20 protein-coding genes are annotated in these 22399 nt (G+C 44.3%); 8 read left to right on the top strand and 12 right to left on the bottom strand.

Annotation, left to right across the window (positions count from 1 at the left end; genetic code table 11):
* The 3 genes from mnmA to purB are packed head-to-tail and all read left to right on the top strand — an operon-like array spanning window position 1 to window position 3327.
* Window positions 1-1134, top strand: coding sequence for a tRNA 2-thiouridine(34) synthase MnmA (mnmA, locus tag F941_RS05910; protein ID WP_005008892.1), 1134 nt, complete (start codon window positions 1-3; stop codon window positions 1132-1134).
* A gap of 15 nt (window positions 1135-1149) precedes the next feature.
* Window positions 1150-1881: a high frequency lysogenization protein HflD gene (hflD, locus tag F941_RS05905; RefSeq protein WP_005008890.1), complete on the top strand. Its 732-nt coding sequence runs from the start codon at window positions 1150-1152 to the stop codon at window positions 1879-1881.
* 57 nt (window positions 1882-1938) lie between these two features.
* Window positions 1939-3327 (top strand): adenylosuccinate lyase, encoded by a 1389-nt coding sequence (purB, locus tag F941_RS05900; RefSeq protein ID WP_005008888.1) that lies wholly within the window; start codon window positions 1939-1941, stop codon window positions 3325-3327.
* Window positions 3328-3375: 48 nt separating this feature from the next.
* Here the strand turns inward: purB and F941_RS05895 are convergent, their stop codons facing one another.
* Window positions 3376-3621, bottom strand: a complete 246-nt coding sequence (locus F941_RS05895; RefSeq protein WP_005008885.1) for a hypothetical protein — start codon at window positions 3619-3621, stop codon at window positions 3376-3378.
* Window positions 3622-3932: 311 nt separating this feature from the next.
* Between F941_RS05895 and F941_RS05890 the strand changes: the two genes are divergently transcribed.
* Window positions 3933-4562, top strand: a complete 630-nt coding sequence (locus tag F941_RS05890; protein ID WP_005008883.1) for a DUF2238 domain-containing protein — start codon at window positions 3933-3935, stop codon at window positions 4560-4562.
* 13 nt (window positions 4563-4575) lie between these two features.
* Here the strand turns inward: F941_RS05890 and F941_RS16065 are convergent, their stop codons facing one another.
* The 8 genes from F941_RS16065 to F941_RS05850 form a co-directional block, all read right to left on the bottom strand.
* Window positions 4576-4998, bottom strand: coding sequence for a hypothetical protein (locus F941_RS16065; protein WP_005008882.1), 423 nt, complete (start codon window positions 4996-4998; stop codon window positions 4576-4578).
* A gap of 37 nt (window positions 4999-5035) precedes the next feature.
* Window positions 5036-5455, bottom strand: coding sequence for a hypothetical protein (locus F941_RS05880; RefSeq protein WP_228128341.1), 420 nt, complete (start codon window positions 5453-5455; stop codon window positions 5036-5038).
* A gap of 35 nt (window positions 5456-5490) precedes the next feature.
* Window positions 5491-5952 (bottom strand): hypothetical protein, encoded by a 462-nt coding sequence (locus tag F941_RS05875; protein WP_005008879.1) that lies wholly within the window; start codon window positions 5950-5952, stop codon window positions 5491-5493.
* 93 nt (window positions 5953-6045) lie between these two features.
* Window positions 6046-7008: a protease SohB gene (sohB, locus tag F941_RS05870; protein WP_005008877.1), complete on the bottom strand. Its 963-nt coding sequence runs from the start codon at window positions 7006-7008 to the stop codon at window positions 6046-6048.
* 221 nt (window positions 7009-7229) lie between these two features.
* Window positions 7230-8156: a phosphate ABC transporter ATP-binding protein PstB gene (gene pstB / locus F941_RS05865; RefSeq protein ID WP_005008872.1), complete on the bottom strand. Its 927-nt coding sequence runs from the start codon at window positions 8154-8156 to the stop codon at window positions 7230-7232.
* Window positions 8157-8169: 13 nt separating this feature from the next.
* The gene (gene pstA, locus F941_RS05860; RefSeq protein WP_005008870.1) at window positions 8170-9561 is read right to left on the bottom strand and encodes a phosphate ABC transporter permease PstA; all 1392 of its coding nucleotides are present in this window, start codon (window positions 9559-9561) and stop codon (window positions 8170-8172) included.
* Window positions 9561-10940, bottom strand: coding sequence for a phosphate ABC transporter permease subunit PstC (gene pstC, locus F941_RS05855; protein ID WP_005008867.1), 1380 nt, complete (start codon window positions 10938-10940; stop codon window positions 9561-9563). Before pstC ends, pstA begins: the two co-directional genes overlap by 1 nt.
* A 99-nt stretch (window positions 10941-11039) precedes the next feature.
* Window positions 11040-12065, bottom strand: coding sequence for a substrate-binding domain-containing protein (locus F941_RS05850; protein WP_005008864.1), 1026 nt, complete (start codon window positions 12063-12065; stop codon window positions 11040-11042).
* 431 nt (window positions 12066-12496) lie between these two features.
* On the opposite strand from F941_RS05850, the gene F941_RS05845 reads away from it, so the two are divergent.
* Window positions 12497-13546: a Rieske 2Fe-2S domain-containing protein gene (locus F941_RS05845; RefSeq protein WP_026253422.1), complete on the top strand. Its 1050-nt coding sequence runs from the start codon at window positions 12497-12499 to the stop codon at window positions 13544-13546.
* A 36-nt stretch (window positions 13547-13582) separates the two neighbouring features.
* Here F941_RS05845 and F941_RS05840 read toward each other — a convergent pair whose 3' ends face one another.
* The 3 genes from F941_RS05840 to F941_RS05830 all read right to left on the bottom strand — a co-directional run bounded on the left by F941_RS05840 (window position 13583) and on the right by F941_RS05830 (window position 18038).
* Window positions 13583-14953 carry an MFS transporter gene (locus F941_RS05840; protein ID WP_005008860.1) on the bottom strand — a complete coding sequence of 457 codons (1371 nt, stop codon included), beginning with the start codon at window positions 14951-14953 and terminating at the stop codon, window positions 13583-13585.
* Between the two features lie 176 nt (window positions 14954-15129).
* On the bottom strand, window positions 15130-16662 hold the full coding sequence (locus F941_RS05835) for a pyridoxal phosphate-dependent decarboxylase family protein (RefSeq protein WP_005008859.1): 1533 nt from the start codon (window positions 16660-16662) through the stop codon (window positions 15130-15132).
* Window positions 16663-16664: 2 nt separating this feature from the next.
* On the bottom strand, window positions 16665-18038 hold the full coding sequence (locus F941_RS05830; RefSeq protein ID WP_005008858.1) for a diaminobutyrate--2-oxoglutarate transaminase: 1374 nt from the start codon (window positions 18036-18038) through the stop codon (window positions 16665-16667).
* A 490-nt stretch (window positions 18039-18528) separates the two neighbouring features.
* Between F941_RS05830 and F941_RS05825 the strand changes: the two genes are divergently transcribed.
* From F941_RS05825 to F941_RS05815, 3 genes are all read left to right on the top strand, one after another.
* Window positions 18529-19233, top strand: coding sequence for an SIMPL domain-containing protein (locus tag F941_RS05825; protein ID WP_005008857.1), 705 nt, complete (start codon window positions 18529-18531; stop codon window positions 19231-19233).
* A gap of 194 nt (window positions 19234-19427) precedes the next feature.
* Window positions 19428-21653 (top strand): TonB-dependent receptor family protein, encoded by a 2226-nt coding sequence (locus F941_RS05820; RefSeq protein ID WP_026253423.1) that lies wholly within the window; start codon window positions 19428-19430, stop codon window positions 21651-21653.
* A 139-nt stretch (window positions 21654-21792) separates the two neighbouring features.
* Window positions 21793-22389 (top strand): undecaprenyl-diphosphatase, encoded by a 597-nt coding sequence (locus tag F941_RS05815; RefSeq protein ID WP_005008852.1) that lies wholly within the window; start codon window positions 21793-21795, stop codon window positions 22387-22389.
* Window positions 22390-22399 lie beyond the last annotated feature (10 nt).

Genomic DNA, 22399 nt, shown 5'->3' with positions numbered 1-22399 from the left:
ATGCAACAACGTGTCATCGTCGGTATGTCTGGTGGTGTAGATTCTTCTGTCTCTGCAGCGCTGCTTCTTCAACAAGGCTATCAGGTCGAAGGCCTGTTCATGAAAAACTGGGAAGAAGATGACGGCACGGAATACTGTACGGCGATGGAAGACCTTGCCGATGCGCAAGCGGTCTGCGACAAAATTGGCATCAAACTGCATACAGCGAATTTTGCCATGGAATACTGGGACCGCGTATTCGAGCATTTTTTAGCAGAATATGCCGCTGGCCGTACCCCCAACCCAGACATTTTATGCAACAAAGAAATTAAGTTCCGCGCTTTCTTAGACCACGCAGTCAATTTAGGCGCAGACTTTATTGCGACAGGCCATTACTGCCGCCGCGGTGAAACTGCAACCAACTCACGCGGTGAAGAATATGCGCCCTTACTGCGCGGTCTAGACCAAAATAAAGATCAGACCTATTTCCTGCATGCTGTGCATGGCCGTGAAATTAACAAAACCTTGTTCCCTGTCGGTGAAATTGAAAAGCCTCAAGTGCGGAAAATTGCTGAAGAACTGGGATTAGCCACCGCCAAGAAAAAAGATTCTACCGGCATTTGCTTTATTGGCGAACGCCGCTTTAATGACTTCTTAAAGCAGTACCTGCCTGCTCAGCCCGGAAAAATTTTGCTGGATAACGGCAAAGAGGTTGGTGAACATCACGGCTTAATGTACTATACGCTCGGTCAGCGCGGCGGCATTGGCATTGGCGGCTTAAAAGGCGCGGAAGAAGGCGCTTGGTTTGTGCTGCACAAAGACATTGAAGGCAACCGTCTGATTGTTGGCCAAGGCCATGAACATCCGCTGATGCAAAGTACTATACTTTGGAGTGAAGCGATTGACTGGGTTGCCGGTGAGCAGGAAATTCCTGAATCAGGTTTCCGCTGCACAGCTAAAACCCGCTACCGCCAATCAGATCAGGCATGCACTTTGTATAAAGACCCAGATGCCCCGAAGGGTGTCCGTGTTGAATTTGATGAACAGCAGCGTGCTGTCACACCTGGTCAAAGCGTGGTGTTCTACGCAGGTGAAGTTTGCTTAGGCGGCGGTGTGATCCATCATACCAATGCTCCTAAACCGGATTTTATTTAAAAGGATTGTTTCGGCATGACAGAGTTACCGTTTCAACAGCCTCAAACTCTGAATGTTCGCCAAAACCGTACATTGGCGTTAGCGGGCGTTTTTCAAGCGGCCCAGCTGACGCATATGACCGCATTGACCGGACAAAAGAGCATTGGCGAAAGCGGTAACTTTTATTTAGAACAAATGGTGAAAGCCAGTTTAAATATCCGGCCAAGCGGAAAATGCAGCTGTCAGACGCTGGATTTTTTTAATCAGCTGGCCGATATTTCCCTCGGTTTAAAAACCTTAGAAAGCAGTATAAATCAGCCGTTCAATACCTCTCCTACGTCCAGATTACCTAAACTCTCCAGTGCCAAGCTCCCAATGAGCTATGCCATGGCCCTGCTGCAATTAGAAAAAAAAGTCTACAGCAATCCTAAATTTGTTGAAATTATCGAACACTCCCAGCAAAAAATTCTCCGTCAGCTGTCTTTCTTTGACAATAATTATCTGCATCCCAGCGTACTCGCCAGCCTTGCGCAAACTTATGTAGATACTGCTGGACAGATTAATCCGCGCATTATGGTGCGCGGCAATGCAGAAGCATTCAAAGACTCTTCACATACTGACCGCATTCGCGCATCGCTCTTTACTGGCCTGCAGATGGCGCATTTATGGCGTCAGCTGGGCGGCAGTTCATGGGGCATGATTTTCAGCAAACGCAAGCTGCTTAAAGATATTCAAGATCTTGCCCGGCTGCAGTATCAGGTGATTTAACTTGAACCGCATCAGGCTCTTTGTTTTACGTTTAATTCCAAAGTTTAAGGAATCGCTATGAACGCTTTAACCGCACTTTCACCATTAGATGGTCGCTACGCTAGCAAATGTGATGCTTTGCGCCCTTTCCTCTCTGAGTTTGGCTTAATCCATGCTCGTGTGACTGTTGAAGTGCGCTGGTTGCAAGCGCTTGCAAACCGTCCTGAAATTACAGAAGTTCCTCCATTTTCAGCGGCAACCAATGCAGCTTTAGATGCGATTGTTGCGAACTTTTCTGAAGACAATGCAAACCGTATTAAAGAAATTGAACGTACCACCAATCACGATGTAAAAGCAGTTGAATACTTTCTGAAAGAACAAATTGCACATATCGATGAACTTAAAAATGCAGGTGAATTCATTCACTTTGCATGTACTTCTGAAGACATCAACAACCTTTCTCATGCCTTAATGCTGAAAAATGGCCGTGCGGTTCTGGTTGAATCTATGCAGCAAATCGTAGATGCCATTGCAGCCTTGGCTGAAACGCATGCAGAACAGCCAATGCTGTCCCGTACGCATGGTCAAACTGCAAGCCCAACAACTTTGGGTAAAGAAATGGCGAACGTGGCATACCGCCTTGCGCGTCAAATCAAACAATTCAACAATGTTGAATTGCTTGGCAAAATCAACGGCGCAGTCGGCAACTACAATGCGCACTACTCGGCTTACCCAGACATCAACTGGCCTGCGCATTCTCAAGCTTTTGTCGAATCTTTAGGCTTAACCTTCAACCCATACACCACGCAAATTGAACCGCACGATTACATCGCAGAAATGTTCGATGCACTTCGCCGTTTCAATACAGTATTGATCGACTTTAACCGTGACGTTTGGGGCTATATCTCTTTAGGTTTCTTCAAACAGCGTTTGAAAGAAGGCGAAGTGGGTTCTTCAACCATGCCGCATAAAGTCAACCCGATTGACTTTGAAAACTCTGAAGGCAACTTGGGTATTGCCAATGCAGTGCTTGCGCACTTAGGCGAAAAACTTCCAATTTCCCGCTGGCAACGTGACTTAACGGACTCTACTGTTCTGCGCAACATGGGCGTTGGTATGGCGCAAAGCTTGATCGCTTTTGAAGCATGCTTAAAAGGTGTGGGCAAACTTGAATTGAATGCTGCGCGTATTCTTGAAGACTTAGACCACGCTCAAGAAGTGCTTGCTGAACCAATTCAAACGGTTATGCGTCGTTATAATGTTGAAAAACCATACGAAAAATTAAAAGCATTGACTCGCGGTCAAGCAATGACGCGTGAAATGATGGTTGATTTCGTCAACGGCAATGAATTAGAAGCCGTTCCTGCTGCTGACCGTGCGCGTTTGGCTGAAATGACGCCTGCAACCTATACAGGTAATGCCGCTGAACAAGCAAAACAAGTTAAAGCTTTAATTGCAAAAATATAATTTAGCTTAAGTATAAAAAACGAGGCTTTATGCCTCGTTTTTTATACTTCATGATTCTGGTAAAGGACAATATCTAGACCAATCCGCTTGCATTTTTACCAATTCATTACCCATTAAAATATCGCTGTAGTAAATATAATAAGTCGCGTCTGGATATTGAATCTCATGTCTATACAGCATGCCGCGCAAAGACACAGGCAGCTCTTCTGGAAAATCATCCGCCAGATATAATTCCTCAAAATCATAATTAAAATAGCAATTCTGTTTTGCTTCAAATGCTTCTACAATAGCCATGTTTGCAGCCTGGAACATGATAAAAATATAAATGCAGTTTACCGAATTCATTGATGAAAAGCTTTAAATGCAGCCACAGCATGATTCACAATCATTAAAATCGGTTCAAAATATAACAATGAATTTCAAGCGATTTTAACCTGCAATTCCGCTGAGCGGGCAGTCATGCAACCTCACATCGCAATTACATTATTTCAAATCAGCAGATAAAAGATGGCATTGCTTAAATCTCATTGACCATTACACTTAAAAACAGCGAAACTTAAGCCTCGCCTTTTATGCCTTATTGATATTTAGATTGAACATAATAAATGATTGAAACACAGCTTAGCGGCAAACATTGGATTTGCCTTGCAATACTCTTACTGGCTGTCGCAATCGCCAGCATCCACCCGCTCGAATTTGATTCATATTTGCTGCATCAGGCCGGAACAGCCTTTATGCTGGCTGCGCTGCTGTATTGCCAAAAAAAGATTGGATTCACCTTTTACAGTTTTGCCCTCTATATAGCTTTCCTGCTGATACATATCTTAGGCGCGCATTATTTATATTCTTATGTGCCTTATAACGAATGGCTGATTCAATATCTCAATTTTGATTTAAATCAAGCCATGGGCTGGTCACGCAATATGTACGACCGCTTAGTGCACCTTGCATCAGGCTTATTGCTCTACCCCGTATTTTACCGGCTATTTCAAGTCTGGCTGCCGAATCTTAAGCCCTTCACTTTATTCTTGCTGGTCATTCAATTTATTATGGCCACCAGTTTAATATATGAATGGATAGAATGGATCATTGCGATTCGACTCTCGCCGGAAGAAGCTGAAAATTATAATGGTCAGCAAGGCGATATTTGGGATGCGCATAAAGACATGCTGCTGGCGACCGTTGGCGGCATGATAACCGGCGTGATGTGTTTACTGAAGCCGCCAAAAGCATAATCGGAATTGGGCTTTATTCACGCCATTTGATGACGATCGAATCCTGCATATGCGGATTCAGCTTGCGGTCATAAAATTCGAAACAGGCGCGGCCTCCTGCGCCTTTTTTCAAAAGGCCTCCATCAATTCGTAAATGCCGTAAATATTTTGCATCATCCATCAGAATTTCTATGCGCTCGAAGGGTTTCCTTTGATGACTGTTTCCTGCTGTCATATATGTTTGATAGCCTTGCACCACACCGCAAGCTTGGGAGCGGATTTCAGCTGGCGGCTCAGTATAGAAAAAATAGCCGGCCAACAGCACCAGCGCTGGACCGAACAGCATGGCATATTGCTTCAAAGCCTGTGTTTCCGCTATGCGGTAACGCAGCAAATACACCCACGGCCAAACTAAAATGCAAAAAACGCCAACAAAAACAAACAGGAGTTTAAGCATTATCGAATACATCCAGGATAATGCCAGTGACAGAACCTCATTCATCAATCCATTTTAAAATTTTAGATTCAGCCAAATCTGGATGCTCAAACTTGTCTAAATATTCAAAGCAAACATCATCACCTTTATTTTTCCGCTGCATTTTTTTATCAAAACGCAAATGCCGATTATATTGGCTGCCTTCAAATAAAATCGCAATCCGTTCAAAATGATCATGCTTTATTGAATATGTCTTATAAAACTGCACCACTCCGCACGCTTTTGAAGGCAAAATCGTTCTTTCCTCTTTTAAGCAAGCCGCGGCAATCAGGATGAAAAAGCCCGGCAATAACGCATAAAAAGGATAAGTATCACGATGATTTTTATTACTTAGCTTTGGAACAATAAAAATCAAAGTTAAAAATGGAATCATCACTAAACTTATGATCCCGATAAAAACCATAAAGCTAAACATCATTCAGCATCCGCAACATATCCCCTGTATTACATCACTCAAGGCGCTAACCACTGAGTAATATTTGAACTTTTCAAGTGTGAATATTGATTACGGTCATAAAAGCTAAAACAAACCCTGTCATTGATATTTTTTCGAGCTATATGCGTATCAAAACGCATGGCGCGTGAATACTCTGAACCATCCAATTTCAGCAGAATTTTCTCGTAAGGCTGACAGCGCGTTCCGCCTCTCCCCGCGCAGTTTTCATAATGCTGATATCCCAAGACCACTGCGCATGCTGTCGATAACGCCATGGGCTGTTCTTTTTTCATTTTCATGCCAAAGTGATACGAAATGAGCCCTGCTGCCAGCATTGACCCCATAACCACAAAAGGCAGTACAGCCCATTTCTCATCCTCTTTTTCCGCCTTAGGCAAATACACCGCTAAAGCAGCGGCAAAGCCTAAGAAACTAAAGAAAAAGAGAATTAACCCCAGAATAATCAAAAAATTAGACATTAAAAATAGGTTCAAAATATCAATCTGGCATGATGGCATTTTTCCATAAAAAAGCTCACCGAAGTGAGCTTTAACATTGTTTAGCTTCAGGATTTAAAGCTTAGGATCACGTAGCTGAACTAAATCTGCATTCACCTTACTCAATGAGTCCATCACTTTAGACATCACTACTGGAATCAATGAATCTGCGATTTGAGCCGCCTGTAAACCCAGTTTTTCACCTAATGTCGGCTTCTTCCGGGTTTCAATCACATAGACATCATGCTGCTGCAGCAAGCCTAGTAGATATTCATCCGAAGTTTGCAGCTTATCCACCAAGTTTAAATCCAGAGCATCGTTTCCATACCAATGCTCGCCTGTCGCTACTTTTTCAACATTCAATTTTGGACGGTATTTTTCCACAAAGTGCTTGAACAGCTCATGGGTTTGCTGCAGCTCTTCTTCAAATTTCGCTTTGCCTTCTTCTGTATTTTCACCAAACATAGTGACTGTACGTTTGAATTGGCCAGCCGTATACAGTTCAAAATCAATATGCTTTTCTTTCAGCAAGCGGTTAAAGTTGGGCACTTGCGCAACCACGCCAATGGAACCGACGACAGCAAAAGGTGCAGAAATAATATCGGAACCAATACAAGCCATCATATAGCCGCCGCTGGCTGCCACTTTATCGACACAAATCGTTAAATGGAAGCCTGCATCACGCAAGCGCACCAATTGTGCAGCCGCCAAGCCATAACCATGCACCATGCCGCCCGGGCTTTCCAAACGCACAACCACACGGTCGCGGCCGGCCTTTGCAGTTGCCAGAATCAGCGTAATTTCTTCACGCAATTGCTCAACGGCAGAGGCCGCTGTATCACCTTTAAAATCCAGTACATAAACTTTTTGATTGTTTTTCTTACGCGCGCGGGCTTCTTTAGCCAACTGCTGTGACAGCTGCAAAAGTTCTAATTTTGACCCTGCTGATTGAGCCATTTTTTTCCGCTGTTCATTAATCCGCGCATTCAAATGGTGAATGCGGATTTCAGCAGGAAGTTTAGTTGTATGAAATAGCATAATGATTTCTTTTCTCAAATAAAGCTTGGCTTGCTTCTTAGATTAGGTCAATGCCCGTATTTTTCAATAGCCTTTAATCACCTTATTATGGGTACTTTTGTCTTTCGCTAACAATGACTCATCTTTGCCAGCAATAATATTTACGGCCAATACGGCCCGTAATCCGCATAACAAAAAACAGAGCGCTAAGGCTCTGTTTTATAGAATGCTAAATACTTGAATTAACCAAAACGGCCAGTAATATACGCTTCAGTCAATTGATGATCCGGCTGAGTGAAGACCTTCTCTGTAGAATTGACTTCAATCAAATCCCCCAAATGGAAGTAAGCTGTACGGTCAGACACGCGCGCCGCCTGCTGCATAGAGTGCGTCACAATGGCAATTGTATATTGATTCGACAATTCTGAAATCAATTCTTCAATTTTTGCCGTGGCAATCGGGTCCAGCGCCGAACATGGCTCATCCATCAGAATCACTTCTGGACTGACGGCAATGGTGCGCGCAATGCATAAGCGCTGCTGCTGACCGCCAGAAAGACCTGTACCCGGCTGGCTTAAACGGTCTTTCACTTCGTCCCACAGACCTGCTTTACGTAAACTGTTTTCAACAATTTCTTCCATGTCATATTTATCACGCGCTAGACCGTGTAATTTCGGGCCATAGGCAACGTTGTCAAAAATAGACTTTGGAAACGGGTTGGGTTTTTGGAATACCATGCCCACTTGAGCGCGAAGCAACACCACATCCAGATTCGGATCATAAATGTCTTGATTATCCAGCATGACTTTGCCTGTAACACGGCAAGAGTCAATGGTGTCATTCATGCGGTTCAATGTCCGCAAAAAGGTCGATTTGCCGCAGCCCGATGGACCAATAAAGGCAATCACTTCATTTTCATAAACTTGTAAATCGATGCCTTTGATTGCTTCCGCTTCGCCATAGTAAACATGAACATCGGATGTGCTCAGTTTTACATTCTTGGCTTTTTCATCTTTTTTAGAATGCTGCTGCGTATCAAACTGCGATACAAATGACGTCGAAGTCTGTTTTTGAGCATCCGAAGAAGCTGTAAAGTTTTTTTGCTCTGGATTCACTGATTTATCCTGATCTAAGGAATTCGTTTTAGAGGTTGCCGTTGCAGTATTCATATCATGCTCTCACTTACCAGCGGACTTCAAATTTCTTTCGTAACCAGATGGCTAAACTGTTTAAGCCAATCATCAGCGCTAAAAGAACAATAATGGCAGCCGCGGTACGGCCCTCAAAGAAGTTGCGCAGTTCATTGCCTTGCCATAGGAAAATCTGTACCGGCAGCGCAGTTGATTGATCTAGCGGTGATGTCGGCACACTTGCGACAAAAGCGCTCATGCCGATTAACAGCAATGGCGCAGTTTCACCCAACGCCTGCGCAACACCAATAATGGCGCCTGTTAAAATACCTGGCAAAGCCAAAGGCAATACGTGATGGAATACCGTTTGCAGGCGTGATGCACCTAAGCCTAAAGCTGCTTGACGAATCGATGGCGGCACGGCTTTTAATGATGCCCGGGTAGTAATAATCACGGTCGGCAACGTCATCAAACTGAGTACCAGACCGCCCACAAGCGGAGCTGACAGCGGCAAATGCATCCAGCCAATAAAGATTGATGCGCCCAGCAAACCAAACACAATTGATGGAACAGCCGCCAAGTTGTTGATGTTTACTTCAACTACATCAGTAATCCAGTTTTTTGGCGCAAATTCTTCCAAATAGATTGCGGATGCAACACCAATCGGAATCGAGATGATGATCACAATCAGCATCATGAACAGCGAACCCATGAACGCGCCTGCCAAGCCAGAAGTTGCTGGCGAGCTGCGCGAGTCTGGATTGGTAAAAATACTGGTATTGAAGCTGTTGGTGATAATGCCTTGCGCCTTTAACTGATCGGCCAATTGACGGACTTCGGGGCTCAGCTGCTGCTGATCATCCGGTAAAGAGCGGTCAATATTGCCCGCCAGCCAAACATCCACATTGGCATCGGCCAGCAGTTTTATATCTTGCTTTTTGCCAATTAAAGCCGGGTCAGCTAAAACCATATCACGCAGGCGGTAGGCTTCTGAACTGGTGTACAGTGAAGTTAAATCATCACGCTTTGCTTCCAATGCCTTATCTTCAGCAATGAGGCCGTTGACAATCAATGCATCCCAATCCACCATGCCCATTTCTGTTTGCCAAGCAACGTAACGCTCTTGATATTGCGCTGGAGATTCACCTGCTTTTTCCACAGGCTTAGGCCCAGCGTTGATAATCGATGGATCAAAATACACAGGAACGGTCATGCTGCTTTGCCAAAAAGACGGCAAGCCTTTAATCAGAATACTGCCAAACAGCAGCGCCACAAAGAACAGCCCTGTGAGCACCGCAGAAAAACCGAAAAATTTAAAAATTTTTTCTTTGCGGTGGCGTTTTCCCAAAGTTTTTTCAATGGTTTTCTTACGTTTTTCGCGCAATTCAGCCGCAGCCCGCGGATCTAAAACCTGATCCATAGATGTTGTGTTTGAAGTACTCATTATTCGTATTGCTCACGGTATTTGCGCACGATGTACAGCGCTACAATATTTAAACCCAAGGTAATTACAAACAAGGTCAAACCAAGTGCAAATGCCACCAGCGCCTGCGGGCTGGCAAAGTCAGTATCGCCCGTTAATTGGTTCACAATGGTAATGGTAACGGTAGAAACAGCTTCCAGCGGATTCACATGCAGCAGCGGACTGTTGCCTGCTGCCAAAACCACAATCATTGTTTCACCGATAGCGCGTGAAGCAGCCAGCAAAAATGCGCCAATAATCCCCGGAAGCGCGGCCGGTACAATCACTTGACGGATTGTTTCTGATTTTGTTGCGCCAAGCCCCAATGAACCGTCACGCAATGATCTCGGCACCTGCGTAATAATGTCATCAGACAAGGACGACACAAATGGAATGATCATAATCCCCATGACAAAACCGGCAGTTAAAGCACTCGTTGCATTGATCTCTAAGCCAATATAAGCCCCCATCTGCTTGATGAATGGGCCGATAATCATTAAGGCAAATACACCGTAAACAATGGTTGGAATACCCGCTAATACTTCAATCGCCGGCTTGGCCCATGAACGGAAACCAGATGACGCATATTCAGCTAAATAGATAGCGATCATCAGGCCCACAGGCACAGCAACCAGCAGCGCAATACCGCTGACCATCAGCGTGCCCCATAACAATGGCAGCAAACCGTAACTGCCTTCAGCATTGCCCGATGTACTGAACCCTGGGTTCCATTCGGTGCCAAAGAAGAAGTCCAGCGGGCTGACAAAGCTGAAAAAGCGCATGGCTTCACTGAACATCGACATCACAATGCCGATCGTCGTTAAAATAGCAACGCCTGAACACAGCGCCAGCGCGACATTAATGACTTTCTCAACTTGGTTGCGGGCGCGGTAGCGTTTTTCTACACGGCGTTTGGCCCAAACCAAGCCAATTAAGGCTGAACAAATCACCACTGCCAATTTAGCGAAAGACGCAATATTTTCGAACTTCGCCAACTGCTGCGCTGCAGCAACTTCATAGGCTGCAGGCTGATCGCTGACACCAAAGCCCGAAGCAATCGCCTGTACCCGATCAATCAGCACGCTGACACTTGCAGGGTCCATAGTCGCCTTAATTTGTGCAGGAACGTTGTCCAATACAACATGCTTGAGAATGCTCGGCTCGACAATATTCCAAACAATCAAAATTAAAAAAGCAGGGATACCGCACCAAAGAGCAACCAAAGCGCCATAATATCCAGGGCGCGAATGCAGCATCGCAGAATTATTTCCCTTGCCTGCCATATTGCGGCTTTTGGTTAAGCCTATTTGATAGGCGATGGCAATAATAGCCAGCAGTACACCTATAAGCAGCAGATTCATGTATTCTCCACCGTTTTTTCAATTTTCATTCTTTGAAAAAACATATTCTTTGCAAAAACCAATGGCAGGTTCACCCTGCCATCTGTTCTTGTGCCATTCTTATTTAACTGCTTTGCCTGCTTTAAAGTCCGCTAGAACTTTTGCACGCTCTTTGTCAGACATTGAAATCAAGCCTGCTTTTTCCAATTTAGAGCCTTTGCCTGACACTTTCTTGCTCAGGAAAAATTCTGAGTACTGTGATAAGCCTTTGATTGATTTTAAGTGTTCGCCTTTCACATAGAAGAACAATGGGCGGGAAACTGGGTATGAACCGTTCAAAATTGTCTTCTCTGAAGGCGCTACGTTATTCACTGTCGCTACGCGCAATTTGTCGCGGTTTTGGTCATAGAAACCTAAGCCGAATACTCCGACTGCGCTTGGAGATGTCTTTAAGCGAGCCAAAGTTTCTGTGTAGTCGCCAGAAATTTCAATCACACGGCCATCTTTACGGAAAGTTGAACATGCTTTCTTCTGAGCATCTTTATCTAATTTTGCGAAAGCTTCATAAGTTTCACAGCCTGCATCAACCATTTTCTCCTGGAACACTTCACGTGTACCGTGGTTAGAAGCAGGAATCACTAAAGTGATTGGCTCATTTGGCAAAGTTTTGTCAATTTGATTCCAGCGGGTATATGGGTTAGGCACCATTTTACCGTTTGATGGAAGCTCTGCAGCTAAAGCAGCAAATACATGCTGCGGGCGCAATTTAAATGCAGCTTTATGCGAGTTTGACGCAAATACAATGCCGTCATAACCGATTTTAATTTCTAAAACTTGATTCACGCCAGCTTTTTTACATGCCGCCAATTCGGTATCTTTAATTTTACGAGATGCATTTGCGATATCAATCGTGTTGTCGCCGACACCGTTACAGAACTGTTTCAAACCGCCTGATGTACCGCCAGAACCTACAACCGGCGCTTTAAATTGCGGGAAAGTATTGCCAAATTCTTCAGCGACAATACTTGCATAAGGCAAAACTGTTGAAGAACCAGCGATTTGAATAGTGTCACGTGCTGCGTTTGCAGCTGTTGCCGCAGCAGCACCAGTTAGTGCCAATGCAATTGCGATGTTGTTAAAGCGCATTCTCATCTCTCTTATTTGATGCAGTTTAGGAGTACGCCACTTTTTATTAAGTTTTGTACTTATTTCGATAACTGCATTTTGATTTTAGAATATGACAGATAAGTTACATCTTTATGACGATTTAGTGATAATTGCCAGCGAGCCTTTGATTTAAATTAATTTCCTTAATTTTCAATATGTAATAATTTTTTTCAAGCTTCTGTATTAATGCATTTATTGATTATTAAAAGTAAATTTTCATTGCAATGTAACTTTGTACCTTATGCAAATAGCCTGCAATCGCTAAAATCAGGGCATTTTCCCTGATTCAGGTTAAATTAAAATATGCATTCAGGTGTTCTAATTTTTAAACCATTTTATTCCAATAATTGAAATTTATTAGAACAATACATTGCCCTATATTGATGTTAAGACATCATGAAAATAGCAGCATGAACAGCAAAATAAATACTTATAATCCAGACCTCCCTGTTCACATGACTTTTGAAGAGCATGACTGGCATCTGCTGGCAGAATATTGGTATCCCGTTGCCTTAGCGCGTGATATCAGTGAACAGCCTTATGGTACCATGCTTTTAGATATGCCCTTGGTAATCTATAAAGCAGGAGATGAATTGATTGTCGCGAAAGATGCCTGCCCGCACCGCGGCGTACCGCTGAGTTTAGGCAAAAATGATGGTCAAGGCGTGGTTTGTCGCTATCATGGCCTGCGCTTTGGCAAACAAGGTCATTGCAACCGTATTCCAGCCCATCCTGAACAAAAAATTTCACCTCGCTTTAATTTGCGTACTTATGCTGCCGTTGAACGCTATGGCTTAATTTGGTGCAGCTTAAGCACGGACAAAGAAGCAACACCCAATATTCCTGTTCTGCCCTTTTGGGAGGATGCTGAGTACCAGCAGCTGGTTTGCCCAGCGGTAGATTTTCAATGTTTTGCAGGCCGGCAGCTGGAAGGCTTTATCGATGTGGCCCATTTTGCCTGGGTGCATCCAGATACTTTTGGCGACCCTGAAAATGCAGAAGTGCCTGACTATAAAACTTTCGAGACCAAAACAGGATTTAATGCAGATTATTGGAGCAGTGTTGGACGCTACCCGATTGGCTTGGATCAACGAGGCAAAGACGGTTTCCAATGGCTGCGGCATTTTGAAATTCACCTGCCTTTTACCGCAACGCTGACCATTCATTTCCCAAACAATACAAAGCAAGTCATTATGAATGCCGCATCCCCTATGACGGCCCGTTCTACACGTTTGTTTGCACCCATTTGCCGCAATTATGACAAAGACTTGCCTGTAGAGGATGCTTACGACTTTAACCTGAAAATATTTGAAGAAGACCGCTTAGTCTCTGAATCGCAAAAGCCCGAATATTTGCCACTAGATTTAAGTATCGAAGCGCATTTCCCTGCGGACCGCAGCTCGAGCATGTACCGTAAATTATTACGCAAGAAAGGCTTTAGTCCGTTGTTTGCGGCATAAAAAAGAGGTCCTAAGACCTCTTTTCACTGCATTGGTTTAATGAATAAGTTCTGTACGGCCAACTGCTTGCGCTGAATTTTTATTACTGCCTTTAATGAGTAAAATACATATAAAAGCTGCAATTAAAGGCACGCCTAGGGCAAAGAAATAACCTGAAATGCCAAATTTATTTAAGATGACACCGCCAATTGCCGAACCAATAATAGCACCGAAGCGCCCCATGCCTATTGCCCAGCCTGTCGCCGTCGCTCTAATTTGGGAAGGGTATGATTGGACAACCAAATAGTTCAGCGCCAATTGCTGGCCGCCAATTCCAAAACCAGCCAAAGCAATTAAGATAAAAATATACATCCATTGCTGCGAATGGATCAGTGAGCCTAGGCCTAAAACCACGCCCAAACCAACAATCAGCATAAAGGATAGAATTTTAGCGGTATTCAATTTTGGCAGATAATAAGCCAGCGGCAATGCAAACAGAATAAATGCCGCATTCACTGTAACCGACGCATAAGGCGCTTGTTCGGGCGCCAATCCTGCCTGTTTTAAAATAGTTGGCAGCCACGATAGCAGCATAAACCATGCAATCCAATTAAAGAAGTAGACGCCCCACACTCCAGCTGTCGTTTTTGCCAGCCCATTCTGAAACAGCAAAGAAAAATGCATTTTCTCGTTACGCGCTGGACTTAAATCCGCCAAATCTTGATCAGAAATATCTGCCTTTTCCGCATTAATCCGTTCAAGAATGGCCGCAATTTTTTGCTTTGTTTCAGCACCTTTCTGCTGCGCCAAATATTCCAATGACTCTGGCAGCATAAAATACAATGCCACTAAAAAAACCAATGGCCATGCCCCGCCAATGACATAAATGCCCTGCCAGCCCCAAATGGGTAAAATCTTTGCCGCGAGCAGACCACCTATCATTGCACCTGCTGGCAATGCCAAAAGCACACAGGTCGTTACTGTACCTTTATATTTCTGAGGAGAATATTCAGCTGCCAAGGCCAACAAAACAGGCGTTGCTCCGCCCATTCCCAACCCAGCAATAACACGAAGAATCAAAATTTGGTCTACATTGCTGACAAATGCCGTGAGCAGTGTTGAAATTGAAAAAACAGCCACACAAAACAGCAGTGTTTTTCTGCGTCCCAGCTTATCGCCTAAAATGCCTAACAGCATCGCACCTACCGTCATCCCGACAATGCCAGCGGTTAAAATTGGCGCCAAAGCACCTGCTTCCAAACCAAAATGCTCAAGCAACGCAGGCGCAGTAAATGCCACTGCTTGCGTATCAAAACCGTCAAATAAAGCAATAATAAAACATAGAATAATCACCCGCCATTGAAAGCCCGAAATGCCTTTATTTAAGGTGGCTTTTATCACAGAGGCATCTTTTAAAACGTGATCCATACACTGTCTTCAATCATCCATAAACATCTTTACTGTAGAAATGCTTTTGCTGACGGTCAAAGATCAATTAAGTATAAAAATATACTTTTAACGAAATGACGCTAAGTTTAAATAGTGCTGAATCAAAAACAAAAAAAGGAGCTCAATTGAGCTCCTTCTTCTGCACAGACAATTGATTAGTCAATTGCAGGTGTATATGTACCGTCTGCGATTGAATCTTTGATACGGTCCGCTTCTGCAAGCACAAGCGCAAGCAAGTTCTTCACGTTATCTAAAGTCGCCACTGGACTTAAAGTGGTCATTTTAAGAGATTGAACCTGACCCACTTTAGTTACACCAATATTCGCTTCACCGCGTGCAAACAATTCGTCTGCTACGTTTTGGTTCAATGTATCTAACAATTCAGCTGGATAGCCTGCTGGAACCACACGGAACAATACCGAAGCGAATTGCGGATCAACCAGCATCTCTAAACCATCGGTTGCATTGATATAGTCAGCCACTTCACGCGTCAACTTCACCCCATGGTCAATCATTGAACCATAAAGCTCTTCACCCAATGCTTCAACCGTCATCCACAATTTCAACGCGTCAAAACGGCGGGTCGTTTGCAGTGACTTAGACACCAGGTTAGGAACGCCGTGCTCTTCGTCATAAGCCGAGTTTAAGTACTCAGCTTCATAGTGCATGAAACGGTAGTTTGCTTCATCTTTCAGCAAGAACGCGCCGCATGAAATCGTTTGGAAATAATGCTTATGGAAATCAAGCGTGATTGAGTCAGAAAGCTCGATACCATCCAGCATAGAACGATAGTCATTTGAAAGAATCAGCGCGCCGCCCCATGCTGCGTCGATATGCATCCATGCGCCATATTTGTTGGTGATTTCACGGATTTCTTTCAATGGATCAATCGCGCCAGCATCAGTTGTACCTGCAGTCGCAACGACACATGCCACAATCTTGCCTTCAGACTGAAGGTGAGCCATGGTTTTCTCAAGTGCGTCCACATCCATCTGCGCGTTCTCGTTCACAGGAACGGTTACGACAGATTGGAAACCCATCCCCATCATCGCCATGTTCTTTTGCACAGAGAAATGCGCATTTTCAGAACAGATGACTTTGACATTGCGCATTGCATCAGCCGGAATGCCGTCTCGCTGTACAGACCACGGATTGCCGTTTTCGTCTTTCCAGTTTTTTGAGATGCATGCATCACGCGCCAGCAGCACGCCCATCAAGTTAGACTGTGTACCGCCAGAGGTGAATACGCCCGCCTGACCTGCACCATAGCCTACTTTTTGACGAAGCCAGTCAATCAGCTGAACTTCCATCAATGAACCTGCAGGGCTTTGATCCCATGAGTCCATCGATTGGTTTGTCGCGTTAATCAGCACTTCTGCGATTTGGCTGGTCACCATCGTAGGACAATGCAAGTGCGCTAGCGAGTGCGGATGATGCACTTTTAAGCTCTTGTTGAGGAAAAGCTCAACCATACGCTCTAATGATTTGTGTACGCCCATCCCCTCTTTCGAAGGATTGAATGCGATGGCACTGCGGAGCTCTTTAATGCTGCCGCCAGTGTACATTTTGTCATTTTGCAACCATGCAGAAACGGCTTGAACCGCTTCGTCCATTGCTGACTGATAGTCAGCAATGGATTGTGCATCATTGCAGAATAACGCTTTACGGTGTTCTGCAAAATCTACCATGATTACGCGCCTCGGGTAGCAACTAGGGCTTCAGCAAGTGCTTTCTTGAAGCGAACAATCACTTCTTCACATTCAGCTTGATTGATGATCAATGGGCAAAGCAGGCGAATGACAGTACCGTTACGGCCGCCTTTTTCTAACAGCAGTTTGTTGTTGAAACATGCAGTTTGAATTGCTGCTGCCAATTGTGAATCACCAGGTAAAGATCCCATGTGATCCGCTTTTTGACGTTCGTCAACAATTTCAACACCAATCATCAAGCCGCGGCCGCGCACGTTGCCGATGCATGGGAATTCAACTGCTAACTTTTTAAATTCAGCCTGTAAGAAATCACCGCGCTCCTGCGCATTTTGCGCAAGATTTTGCTCTTTGATGGTTTTGATCGTTGCAAGACCTGTACCCATCGCCAATTGGTTACCGCGGAAAGTACCGGTGTGACCTGCTGGCTGCCAAGCATCAAACTTACGTTTAATACCTAACACAGCAAGCGGCAAGCTACCGCCAACGGCTTTAGACATGACCACTACGTCTGGCTCAATACCTGCATGTTCAAATGCAAACATTTTACCTGAACGCCCAAAGCCTGCTTGAACTTCGTCAAGAATCAACACAATGTTGTGTTTTTCAGTCACTTCACGGATTTTTTTCAACCATTTGGTTGGCGCTGTTACCACACCGCCTTCACCTTGAATAGCTTCAAGAATGACAGCTGCAGGCTTGGTTACGCCGCTTTCTACATCTTCAATGAAATTTTCAAAGAAGTATGTCAAAGCGTCCACACCCGCTTCACCGCCTAAGCCTAATGGGCAGCGGTATTCATGCGGATAAGGCATAAATTGAACGCCTGGCATCAAGCCATTTACAGCATTTTTCGCAGACAGGTTGCCTGTCATTGCTAGTGAGCCGTGCGTCATGCCGTGATAGCCGCCAGAGAAACTAATCACTGAACTGCGGCCTGTATACGTTTTCGCTAATTTAATTGCTGCTTCCGTGCCATCTGCACCAGACGGGCCACAGAACTGCAGGCAATACTCTTCCTTACCGCCTGGTAATTGTTCAAGTAATGCTTCAGTAAATGCATCTTTTAAAGGTGTCGTTAAATCTAAAGTATGTAATGGCAAACCACTCGCAAGAGTGTCTTGAATACTTTGAATTACCGCAGGATGATTATGGCCTAAAGCCAATGTGCCTGCCCCAGCTAAACAATCGAGGTACTCTGTACCTTCAACATCAGTAACCCAGCAGCCTAAAGCTTTTGCTATCGCCAGCGGAAGTTTGCGCGGATAGCTACGAACATTGGATTCCATCTGACTTTGGCGAGTCAGGTAGTATTCGTTAGTAGAATTAGGGGCAGAATTTACAGAAGAAACGCTCATATCGAATTACCATCTCTGATATGGGTTGAAAGAAATAAGTCGGGTGACTTGCGGTCCTTTGACTCGGTGCTTTATGGATCCAGTTCGACTATTCTGTTAGTCATGACTAGAGGGCGGATGATACAGATTTTTTCAATAAAATAAACAAGTTTTGCATCATAAAATAGCTAAAACTGATTGAAAAAAAGGATCAAGACCAGCCGAAGTTTGAATTATCATATTACAACGTGACAATTCAAAGAAAACCCTTTTATTTTATGCTTTTTGAAATCTTATGCGGGCTTATTTTAATTTTCAATCAATTCAAAAGCTAACCATATATTTTAAAATGGTTTTTTATTTCCCATAAAAATATAAAAGAGCCTGAAATTTTACAATCGCGCCACATATTTTCCTTTAATCCAACATAATCCGCACTTAAGATATATGCAGAGCATAAATCAGTATTTTATTTTTTAAAGACGTTCTTGCAGAAAAATAGGCCTTAAGCATGAAAAAAACGACCTTATCAGCACTGTTGCTGGCTTCCACCCTGAGTGTTCCTGCGTTCGCGCAACAGGCTGAATCCTTGAATTACAATATCGTCAACATTCAAGCGGATGCAGCCCGTCAAGTGTCCAACGATGAAATGAATGCCGTATTGTATATAGAGAAATCAAATAAGCAGCCTGCCGAACTGGCTGCTCAAATTAATCAGCTGATGTCCCAAGCAGTGAATACTGCGCGTAAATACCCAAATGTAAAAATTGAAACCGGCTCGCAAACAACCTATCCGATCTACGACAATGACAGCCGCAAGCTGAAAGAATGGCGCGGCCGTGCGGAGATCCGTTTAGAAAGTACCGATTTTAAAGCGGCCAGCCAGCTGGTCAGCGAACTGCAGCAGAATTTCCAGACTCAATCCATCAACTTTTCTGTATCTGACGCTCAACGCAAAAAGGTAGAAAGTGAATTAATGATTGAAGCTTCAAAAAATTTCCAGCAGCGGGCTCAAACACTTTCGCAGGCATGGAATAAATCTGGCTACAATTTAGTGAACTTAAATTTGAATGCCAGCAATTACGGAGGACAGCCGGTTCCGCGAATGGCGATGATGAAAGCAGCTCCAGCGGATTATGCTATGCCTGAACAGGAAATGGCAGGCGGAGAATCTAAAATTGCAGTAAATGCAAACGGCACGATTCAATTCAAATAAAGTATTAAATTCACATGATAAAAAAGACCGTACCAATGTACGGTCTTTTTTACGCGCCGCAAAAGCCTTTGCCCTGAAGAAATTTCTATTAACCTGCGTCAGACAATAGCAATAACTGATAATAATTATTATTTATATTTTTATCACAAAAGTCTATGATACGGCCCTCTCTCCAATCAGCCGTTCACCACACAATGATGTTTTTAAGCCCTCTCCTGCTGCAAAATCTAAATTTCAAAGCCTCCCAGCTTAGCCTCGCGGTCAGTCTTTGCTTAATGGGCTTATCCGCAGCCCATGCTGAAGAAGACGCTGCGGCCAGCGCCAATGTGCTGCCAACCATTACAATTGAAGCTCAGGGAAACTGGCTTGAAAATGCCAATGCCGAAAAAGTGCAGCAGCATGCAGGTGCGCGAACCATTGTTGACCGCCAGTGCTTAGAGCAAACGGCATCGACTTCTCTGAAAGATGCATTGCGCCAAGTGCCAGGTGTTCAAGTTCAAGAAAGCAATGGTACAGGCGGCAGCGATGTCTCTTTAAATATTGGTGTCCGCGGCCTCGCCTCGCGCCTGTCGCCGCGCTCTACCGTACTGATGGATGGCGTGCCTTTATCCTTTGCGCCTTACGGCCAACCGCAGCTGTCTTTAGCGCCTGTTTCTTTAGGCAATATTGAATCAGTTGATGTGGTGCGCGGTGCAGGCTCTGTACGCTTTGGACCTCAAAACGTCGGCGGCATTATTAACTTTGCGACCCGCAGTATCCCTGAGAATTTTTCGGGTTCTGCCGGCTTGACCACAGAATATGCTTCAGGAACTGATCAAACTAAGCTTAGCCCGAACCTATTTGTCGGCGGCACTTTAGAAAACGGCCTTGGTTTAGCGCTGCTGTATTCAGGCACCAAAGGCAATGGTTACCGTGAAAACAACAATAAAACGGACATAGATGATGTCATGCTGAAATCATCTTATAACTTTACAGAGCAAGATCAGATTGCCTTAAATCTGCATCATTACGAAGGTTTTGGTGAAATGCCTGAAGGCTTGACGGCCGCGGCTTTTGCAGAGAATCCCTATCAGTCGAAAAACCAGCGCAGTTATTTCAGCGGGCGCCGCTCGGATGTTTCTTTACGCTATACGCATAAAGATGATGTCAATAATTTTGAGCTGCTCAGCTATTATATTGACTCCTTCCGCACCAGCAATTTATTGACTGACCAAAAAGATAAAAACGGCAATCCATTCAAGCGTCTGGACGAAGCGCCGCGTGACTATAAAGTATTTGCCATAGAGCCACGCTACTCGCGGACTTACGGCCTGGGCAATACACAGAATGAAGTCACTGTCGGCTACCGCTATATGGATGAGCAAAGTTCAGAACTTGCCGGCCGTGCTGATTATGCGGTAAATGCCCAGCCCGGTGCATTTGCAGCGCGGACTGCCAGTGATGGCGGTACAAAAGCCCATGCGTTTTACATCGATAACCGTTTTGAATTAGGCAAATGGAATATCACACCCGGACTGCGTTTCGAATCAATTGATACCCACAATACCTTCAATGTCTATAAAAATGGCAAAGTCGACTCATCTGTCAGCCCATCCATCCAGTCCGATGAATTCCTGCCGAGCTTCTCTGTTCTGTATAAAGCAAATGATAATTGGAACATCTTTGCCAATGCAGGCGTATCTTTTGGGCCGCAGCAATACAATCAGCTGGCCACCACTAACAGCACAACTGGCGCAGCTGTTTCTACTTTAGACGGCCTCAATCCTGAAAAATCTAAAAACTATGAAATCGGCACCAAATATTTAGGCAATGGCCTCACTGCTGAGCTCACCGCATTCTATTTAGACTTTGATAAAGAACTGCAATTAGAGCGGGACAGTACTGGAAACGGCATTTGGACCAATTTAGGCGCGACCAGCCACAAAGGTGTTGAAACGGGCCTCAGTTATGATTTCGGCACCCTGTATCAAGCATTGGAAGGCTTAAAAGTCTACGGCAATTATACTTACACCAAAGCTGTTGCAGAAGCTGGCGAATTTGAAGGCAAAGATTTGCCATTTTATTCACAGCATGTCGGCAATTTAGGTGTCGGCTATCAGTATGATCAATGGTCGATTAATGCCGATATGTTTGCGCAGTCCAAACAGCATTCGCCAAATAATCCGGATAAATCATTGCCTGCAGGCTTTTATCAAACTGAAGAAACCGCTGATGGCAAATATGGCGATATTGCCGGCTATTCAACTTTTGCTGTACGCGCAGGCTATGACTTCAGCCAGCAGCTGAATGGCTTGAAAGTTGCGGCAGGCATCAAAAATGTCTTTGATAAACAATATTACACCCGCTCAACAGACGGTACTGGCGGAAAATATGTTGGCCAGCCGCGCACATTCTTCCTGCAAACCTCTTTCGATTTTTAAACGGCAATTCTTCGATGTATAAAAAGTCCCGCTTATAAGCGGGACTTTTTATTTCAGTTTTGCTGCATTAAATTACATAGCGCCATTTTTTATTTGATACAGTTTCCCTCGATTTTTCATTAGTATTCATGTTTTTGCCATGTCAATTGACCGCCTGAATTTATATTTTTTCAATATCTTGAACGCGCCTGATCAGGCCTCTTCCTTCATGATGCATTATGCGATTTTTATTGCGCACGATTTAATCTACGTCATGCTGCTGATTTTTGCCGTGCTCTGGCTGCGCGGCGATTACCAAATCAAAAAACAGATTTTAAAAGCGTTTATTTTTACCTGCATCACATTATCCATCAGTGAAATGGCATCTGCTTTCTTCAATACTCCGCGCCCCTTTGTCATGGACGTTGGCCGCACCCTGATTGAACACTCCGCTACAGGCTCCTTTCCAAGCAATCACATGGCTATTTTCAGCAGCATTGCATTTGCTTATTATTTTTCTGAGCAGCGTCAAATCGGGAAGTTTTTAATAATACTGGCCTGGCTGGTCGCATGGTCTCGCGTCTATGTCGGCGTGCATTTTCCGGTGGATATGATTGGCGCATTCCTCTTGGCCTTTGCGGTCAATGCTTCCGGACAAAGCCTGTGGAATAAATATAAAGAACAGCTGATGGCTTGGGTCATGGCGGTTTATCAAAAGCTGCTGCATCCATTGATTGAAAAAGGCTTGATTAAATAGACCATTAAAA

It is taken from the genome of Acinetobacter bouvetii DSM 14964 = CIP 107468 (assembly GCF_000368865.1).
GTDB classification, from domain to species: Bacteria; Pseudomonadota; Gammaproteobacteria; order Pseudomonadales; family Moraxellaceae; genus Acinetobacter; species Acinetobacter bouvetii.
Note: the sequence above shows the minus strand (reverse complement) of the source record. Positions and strands in the feature narration are given on the sequence as shown.

Coding starts and splice junctions, on each gene's coding strand:
- sohB (WP_005008877.1), bottom strand. CDS start 7,008: ATGCTATTTCATACAACTAAACTTCCTGCTGAAATCCGCATTCACCAT.
- F941_RS05825 (WP_005008857.1), top strand. CDS start 18,529: ATGAAAAAAACGACCTTATCAGCACTGTTGCTGGCTTCCACCCTGAGT.
- F941_RS05845 (WP_026253422.1), top strand. CDS start 12,497: ATGAACAGCAAAATAAATACTTATAATCCAGACCTCCCTGTTCACATG.
- F941_RS05890 (WP_005008883.1), top strand. CDS start 3,933: ATGATTGAAACACAGCTTAGCGGCAAACATTGGATTTGCCTTGCAATA.
- F941_RS05815 (WP_005008852.1), top strand. CDS start 21,793: ATGTCAATTGACCGCCTGAATTTATATTTTTTCAATATCTTGAACGCG.
- F941_RS05835 (WP_005008859.1), bottom strand. CDS start 16,662: ATGGTAGATTTTGCAGAACACCGTAAAGCGTTATTCTGCAATGATGCA.
- pstB (WP_005008872.1), bottom strand. CDS start 8,156: ATGAATACTGCAACGGCAACCTCTAAAACGAATTCCTTAGATCAGGAT.
- pstC (WP_005008867.1), bottom strand. CDS start 10,940: ATGAATCTGCTGCTTATAGGTGTACTGCTGGCTATTATTGCCATCGCC.
- pstA (WP_005008870.1), bottom strand. CDS start 9,561: ATGAGTACTTCAAACACAACATCTATGGATCAGGTTTTAGATCCGCGG.
- mnmA (WP_005008892.1), top strand. CDS start 1: ATGCAACAACGTGTCATCGTCGGTATGTCTGGTGGTGTAGATTCTTCT.
- purB (WP_005008888.1), top strand. CDS start 1,939: ATGAACGCTTTAACCGCACTTTCACCATTAGATGGTCGCTACGCTAGC.
- F941_RS05840 (WP_005008860.1), bottom strand. CDS start 14,953: ATGGATCACGTTTTAAAAGATGCCTCTGTGATAAAAGCCACCTTAAAT.
- F941_RS05875 (WP_005008879.1), bottom strand. CDS start 5,952: ATGTCTAATTTTTTGATTATTCTGGGGTTAATTCTCTTTTTCTTTAGT.
- hflD (WP_005008890.1), top strand. CDS start 1,150: ATGACAGAGTTACCGTTTCAACAGCCTCAAACTCTGAATGTTCGCCAA.
- F941_RS05820 (WP_026253423.1), top strand. CDS start 19,428: ATGATGTTTTTAAGCCCTCTCCTGCTGCAAAATCTAAATTTCAAAGCC.
- F941_RS05880 (WP_228128341.1), bottom strand. CDS start 5,455: ATGATGTTTAGCTTTATGGTTTTTATCGGGATCATAAGTTTAGTGATG.
- F941_RS05850 (WP_005008864.1), bottom strand. CDS start 12,065: ATGCGCTTTAACAACATCGCAATTGCATTGGCACTAACTGGTGCTGCT.
- F941_RS05830 (WP_005008858.1), bottom strand. CDS start 18,038: ATGAGCGTTTCTTCTGTAAATTCTGCCCCTAATTCTACTAACGAATAC.
- F941_RS05895 (WP_005008885.1), bottom strand. CDS start 3,621: ATGGCTATTGTAGAAGCATTTGAAGCAAAACAGAATTGCTATTTTAAT.
- F941_RS16065 (WP_005008882.1), bottom strand. CDS start 4,998: ATGCTTAAACTCCTGTTTGTTTTTGTTGGCGTTTTTTGCATTTTAGTT.